We start from the raw sequence: 977 nt of genomic DNA on the forward strand, positions 1-977 counted from the left end.
GCGCGGCGTGGGCGCGAGGCGCCGATCCAGGTCGACCAGCCGAGCCGCGCGCCGCCGCCGGCGCGCGCGGCGGGCACCTCCTCCGCCTGCAGCACGAGGTTCACCGCGAAGGACGTATCCTGGCCCACGAAGAGCCGTGCCAGCTGCGTGATCCGGTGCCAGGACGTCGTGCCCGGCAGCAGCGCCTCGAACTCGGCGCGGGTCAACGGGCCGAAGCGGATGATGAAGCGCGCCTGCGCGTCCCATACCTGTGCCCCGGAGATGGCCGAGACGCCGAGCACGCAATGCTGCGGCGCCGCGCGGCCCCTCGGCATGCGCGTCTGTTCGGCTTCGGGCAGGCGGATGTAGCCGCCGGCGAATTCCTCGATCTCGACCTTACGGCCGGTCTCGGCCTGCAGCATGGCGCGCAGGCGCTCGGCGCTGCGGGTGCGCGAAGCAAGGTTGCCCGCGTGATAGAGCAGGTCCTGCCGCTCGACGCGCATGCGTCCATCGAGATGCCCGGTGCCCATCCCGATCGTGGCCGAGAGCGCATCGGTGGTGGGCTGCGGGTTGCGCGTCGGGCGGTACTTCGCGCCGGCCTTGGGAAACAGCCCGACGGTGCGCCGCGCCACCATGTCGAGGAAGGCATGCAGCGCGAGCGAGCGCTTGCGCTGTTCCGTCGCCACCATCGCGGTGTGGTGGCGCGGCAGCACGCCCCCTGCCCCCACCAGGCCGAAGGTGCCGAGCGTGAGCTCGCCCTCCTCCGGCTTCGCCTGCACCACGGCGCCCGCGGGCATGCCGAGGCGCGCCAGGCTGCGCAGGCGCAGCGACTCGGGTTCGCCCGCCGGCCCGCCCGACGCATGCAGCGCGACCGTCACCGCCTGGTCGAGGTCGAAGCGCGCGGGTTCGCGCCGCAGCCGATCGACCGGCGAGAGCGGTGCGAGCACCGGCGCGGGCGGCGGTTCGGGTGCGGGGCGCGCCGCCGCGGCCGCCTGCTC

General features: G+C 74.7%; 1 protein-coding gene. It reads right to left on the bottom strand.

The features are described from left to right. Positions 1–977: type VI secretion system baseplate subunit TssG (gene tssG / locus HW578_RS26980; protein ID WP_198373772.1), on the bottom strand; the 977-nt coding region annotated here is incomplete at both ends.

The organism is Roseomonas rosulenta (assembly GCF_016106005.1).
GTDB lineage: Bacteria > Pseudomonadota > Alphaproteobacteria > Acetobacterales > Acetobacteraceae > Neoroseomonas > Neoroseomonas rosulenta.